Origin of the sequence: uncultured Empedobacter sp. (assembly GCF_937930195.1) — a bacterium.
Lineage (GTDB): Bacteria > Bacteroidota > Bacteroidia > Flavobacteriales > Weeksellaceae > Empedobacter > Empedobacter stercoris.
Window position 1 is genome coordinate 1 of sequence record NZ_CALGVK010000113.1, and the last position, 4,807, is coordinate 4,807.

A 4,807-nucleotide genomic window follows, 5' to 3' on the forward strand; every position below is an offset into this window, starting at 1 on the left:
TATGTTTATTTGGTCAAGGATGATATCAATGCCGTTCAAACACATTTTAAAATAAGAAAAGCGACCTATTGGTCGCTTTTCTATTATTTTCCTTTTTTACGTGCTTTTGCTTTTTGTTTTTGCTGACCACGATTTTTAGGTTTAGATTTTGGTGGCTTACGTTTTGTAGGACCACCTAAATTCACCTTTTTATTTTTATCTTTTTTCTCGTGAAAAGCAGCGCCACGCTCTTCAATTTTTACAGTTGTAAGCGCTTTCATTTTTACAACTTCTTTTTCGAATTCACGTTTTACAGGATTAATTTTTACTTTGTCTTCAGGGAAGGGAAGTACATCAATCTCTTTGTTCATCAATTCTTCAATAGCATCTAATCGTTCAATTTCTTTTTCAGAAAAATAAGAAATAGCTTCACCTTTTTTATCTGCACGACCTGTACGTCCAATTCGATGAATATATTGTTCTGGTACATCAGGAATTTCAAAGTTGATAACATGGGTTACATCAGGAATATCTAATCCACGCGCCATAATATCAGTTGTAATAATACCACGATATTCATCTCGAGAAAAAGCTTCCATCGTTCTCAAACGATAATTTTGCGATTTATTCGAATGTATAACACCAAATTCATCAGGATAAATTTCGTCTAAATGATTAAAGATTAAATCTGCATGTTTCTTATTGTTTGCAAAAATCAAAACTTTTTCAAATTTTGCTTTATCTTCTAATTGATAGCTAACTAAATTTAATTTCGTATTGAAGTTTTCTACTGCAATAGCTGCTTGAGCTATTTTTTCTAATGGTGTTCCCGAACGAGCTAAAGAAATTTCGACAGGATTTTTAAAGTATTCATGCAACATATCATCAACTTGATCAGTCATTGTTGCAGAAAATAGAATGTTTTGACGTTTATCACTCATCATGGTAAACAAATGAATCAATTGCGGGCGAAAACCTAAACTTAACATTTCGTCAAATTCATCCACCACTAATTTTTTCATTTCTTTGAATGATAAAATATTGTCAATCGCTAAATCCAATACACGTCCTGGTGTTCCAACCAAAATATCGACACCTTCGTAGACCAATAATTTTTGTGTGTTAATGTTAACACCTCCATAAATACCAAGCACACGAACATTGATAAACTCAGTTAATTGTTCTAAAATATCAGTCACCTGAACCACTAATTCGCGAGTCGGAACCAGAATAACAATCTTTGGTTGATTTGTTTTAGAAAATTGATAGGTATTCAGCAAAGGCAATAAATAAGCCAATGTTTTACCTGTACCTGTTTGTGCAATACCCATTATATCACGTCCAGAAAGAATCGGTCTGAACGATTTTTCTTGTATTGGAGTAGGGGTTGTGATATTCAACTTTTCTAAAGCTGAATTCAATTGTTTTGTTAATTCGAAATCCGCGAATGTAGCTTTCATTTGGCAAAGATAAGTTTTCTTGATGAATTCTTAAAAACTCAATGAGCAATCCGTTTAAATTCGTCTAATCTTTGTACTTTTGCATTTCGATTAAGTAAAAAGGAATAAAATGAGTTTAAAACAATACATCACACAGAATGTTTTAGAAGCGATTCAAAACGTTTATCAAATTAACCCAGAATCTGTTGAAATTCAGTTTACAAGGAAAGAATTTGAAGGTGATTATACATTAGTTGTTTTCCCATTAATTAGAACTTTGAAAGGTAAACCAGAAGATATCGGTACTAAAATCGGTGAAAATTTGGTCGAAAATAATAAAATTACAGCATTTAATGTTGTAAAAGGTTTCTTGAATATGAGCTTAAATTCTGTAGATTTTTTAGAAAATTTTGCTCAAAATGCTCAAAACGCTACATTCGGAATTACGAAAGTTGACGAGAATTCGAGAACTGTGATGGTAGAATATTCTTCTCCAAATACAAACAAACCGCTGCATTTAGGACATGTTCGTAATAATTTGTTAGGTTTTTCGGTTGCTCAAATTATAGAAGCGGCAGGAAATAATGTGATCAAAACACAAATTATCAACGATCGTGGGATTCACATTTGTAAATCGATGATTGCATGGGAAAAATTTGGAAATGATGAAACACCAGAATCTACAAATATGAAAGGCGATCATTTGGTTGGAAAATATTATGTAGAATTTGATAAACATTACCGCGAAGAGATCAAAGCATTGGTAGCGCAAGGAAAAACGGAAGAAGAAGCAAAAAAGGAGGCTCCAATTTTTTTAGAAGCTCAAAAAATGTTGCGCCAATGGGAAGCACATGATCCGAAAGTGATTGAGCTATGGCAAACGATGAATGGTTGGGTGTACGATGGTTTTGCGAAAACATATAAACGTCTTGGGGTTGCTTTTGACGAATATTTATACGAATCAAATACGTATATTTTAGGTAAAGATATTGTTGAAGAAGGTTTAAACAAAGGTGTTTTCTTCAAAAAAGATGACGGTTCTGTTTGGATTGATTTGACTGAAGATGGTTTGGATGAGAAATTAGTTTTACGTTCAGATGGAACTTCAGTTTATATAACACAAGATTTAGGAACTGCTGTAGAGCGTTTCAAGAACAATCCAACGTTAGAAGAATTGACGTATGTTGTAGGAAATGAGCAAGATTATCACTTCAAAGTTTTATTCTTAATCCTTAAAAAATTAGGTTTTTCTTGGGCAGATGCTTTACATCATTTATCATACGGAATGGTTGATTTACCAAATGGTAAAATGAAATCTCGTGAAGGTACAGTTGTCGACGCGGACGAATTGATGGAAGATGTATACATAACAGCCAAAGAAATTTCGGAAGAGTTAGGTAAATTGGATGGCTTATCGGAAGATGAAAAAGCTGAATTGTACGAAACAATTGCGATGGGAGCTTTGAAATATTATATTTTGAAAGTAGATCCGAAGAAACGTATTTTATTTGATCCAAAAGAATCAGTAGATTTTAATGGTAATACAGGACCATTTATTCAATATACGTTTGCACGTATTCAATCTTTGTTGAGAAAAGAATCTCCAAAAGAGTTTGATGCAAATTCTATTCAATTGAATGATGCAGAAAAAGAAATTATTCGTGCATTATATGATTTTGAAGATACGATTAATAAAGCAGCTGTGGAAATGAGTCCAGCGTTGATTGCGAATTATGTGTACGAATTGGTGAAATTATTTAACTCGTTCTACCAAAATAATCCAATCTTGAAAAATGAAGATGAAAATGTGAAAAATTTCCGTTTGTATCTTTCTCAATGGGTTGCCAATACAATTCAAAATTCGTTACGTTTATTAGGAATAGGTGTTCCAGAAAGAATGTAATTATTGTATAAAATAAATATAGAAAAAATGCCTCATGATTGATGAGGCATTTTTTTTATTCATTTATCAATTGTTCAGCGAATTGATTGTATTCTTGTTCTTTTTGAATCTTCTTTAATTTCCAAAACCAATAAATCGCACCGATTGGTAAGGCAATTGCTAAAGTAGAAAAGATTGATGCAAAGTTGAAACCATAACCAAGCAACTGAAAATTAAAAAACTGAAAATCAAAACCATCTAATGGCGCATATTTAATAGTCGGAAAATTTAAAAATATTAAAGCAATATATTTTAACCATTTAAGTTTTAATTGACTTTTTCTGATCATATTAAACACATAAATATTAAAAATAGGAATCGCTAAACCTATAATTGCAACAGCATAAAATAACACCATTGAAGGCAGAGGTTGATTAGAAAATTCTGGACTTACATTTAAAACTTTCTTGGTATTATCATCGTAAATGAATTTTATAATACCATAATTTTTATCATTCTGAAATAATATATTAACATTTGTAGAATTTGGAATAGTATTGTTGTTGGTCGAATAATGTTTATTTGCGCCTAAAAAAGTAAATTCCACCTCTTTTCCGTATTGGGATATCATATCAGTTCTGAATTGATACAGACCTTCGTTCAAAACATTTTTATCCATGTTTTTCATTCCTTCATGTTCTAAAGCAAATAAATCAATGTTTTCATCAATCTTGCCATTCATAATGTTGTCCATAAATACAACAGCGCTTTTTTTGTATTCTTTTGTATTGCTATAAAATTGACAAGAATTGGTAATTAAAAATAGGAGAAGTAGAAGTGATAAGTTTTTTAAGTGAAATTTCATAATTAGTTGAATAAAAAATAAAAATAATAAATATTGTCTAATATAATTATAAGTTTGTTACTAAATTAAGATTTATCTTTGCTTCCTTATTTTAGTAAATAAAAGATGAAAATAGGAGATTTAATCAAACAAAAAGATCCAAACGATAAATTTAATTTGAAACGATTTCATGATGCACAAAGCTTTGTGTACGACGAAATTTTGATGGAAGTTCATGCCGGGAAAAAGCAAACGAATTGGATGGTTTTTATGTTTCCTCAACTTGCTGGTTTAGGTTCGAGTGATTCGTCATTAGAGTTTTCGATTTCTTCACAAGAAGAAGCGAGAGCTTTTGTGAAGGATGAAGAACTTTGGGAAAATTATTTAGAAGTTTTGTCTGTACTATTAATGCGTCATAAAGGAGTTATTCCTCAATTAATTTTTGGAAAAAATGATGCAATGAAACTAAAATCGAGCTTGACTTTATTTAACTTCATCGCTCCAAAAGAGAAAATTATCAAAGATGTGTTGAAGTTTTTTTATGCAGATCAGACAGATAAAAAAACATTGTCTATTCTAAAACAAATGAATAAATAAAAAAAATCTCGCAATTGCGAGATTTTTTTTATTTATTAAGAATTATTTTTTGATTATTTTCTTTGT

The 4,807-nt window shown here is 30.8% G+C and carries 4 protein-coding genes; 2 read left to right on the forward strand and 2 right to left on the reverse strand.

From position 1 onward, the window contains the following. Window positions 1–83: 83 nt before the first annotated feature. Window positions 84–1,439, reverse strand: coding sequence for a DEAD/DEAH box helicase (locus tag Q0616_RS06995; RefSeq protein ID WP_260543350.1), 1,356 nt, complete (start codon window positions 1,437–1,439; stop codon window positions 84–86). Between the two features lie 109 nt (window positions 1,440–1,548). Between Q0616_RS06995 and argS the strand changes: the two genes are divergently transcribed. Further along, the gene (argS, locus tag Q0616_RS07000) at window positions 1,549–3,321 is read left to right on the forward strand and encodes an arginine--tRNA ligase (protein ID WP_284583773.1); all 1,773 of its coding nucleotides are present in this window, start codon (window positions 1,549–1,551) and stop codon (window positions 3,319–3,321) included. Between the two features lie 55 nt (window positions 3,322–3,376). Here the strand turns inward: argS and Q0616_RS07005 are convergent, their stop codons facing one another. Then, on the reverse strand, window positions 3,377–4,054 hold the full coding sequence (locus tag Q0616_RS07005) for a hypothetical protein (protein ID WP_286484240.1): 678 nt from the start codon (window positions 4,052–4,054) through the stop codon (window positions 3,377–3,379). Between the two features lie 216 nt (window positions 4,055–4,270). On the opposite strand from Q0616_RS07005, the gene Q0616_RS07010 reads away from it, so the two are divergent. After that, window positions 4,271–4,741, forward strand: a complete 471-nt coding sequence (locus Q0616_RS07010; protein WP_298776063.1) for a DUF1810 domain-containing protein — start codon at window positions 4,271–4,273, stop codon at window positions 4,739–4,741. The last annotated feature ends 66 nt before the right edge of the window (window positions 4,742–4,807 follow it).

Bases quoted from the DNA above. Each gene is read 5' to 3' on its own strand.
- Q0616_RS06995 (WP_260543350.1), bottom strand. From the start codon at position 1,439: ATGAAAGCTACATTCGCGGATTTCGAATTAACAAAACAATTGAATTCA.
- Q0616_RS07010 (WP_298776063.1), top strand. From the start codon at position 4,271: ATGAAAATAGGAGATTTAATCAAACAAAAAGATCCAAACGATAAATTT.
- Q0616_RS07005 (WP_286484240.1), bottom strand. From the start codon at position 4,054: ATGGACAACATTATGAATGGCAAGATTGATGAAAACATTGATTTATTT.
- argS (WP_284583773.1), top strand. From the start codon at position 1,549: ATGAGTTTAAAACAATACATCACACAGAATGTTTTAGAAGCGATTCAA.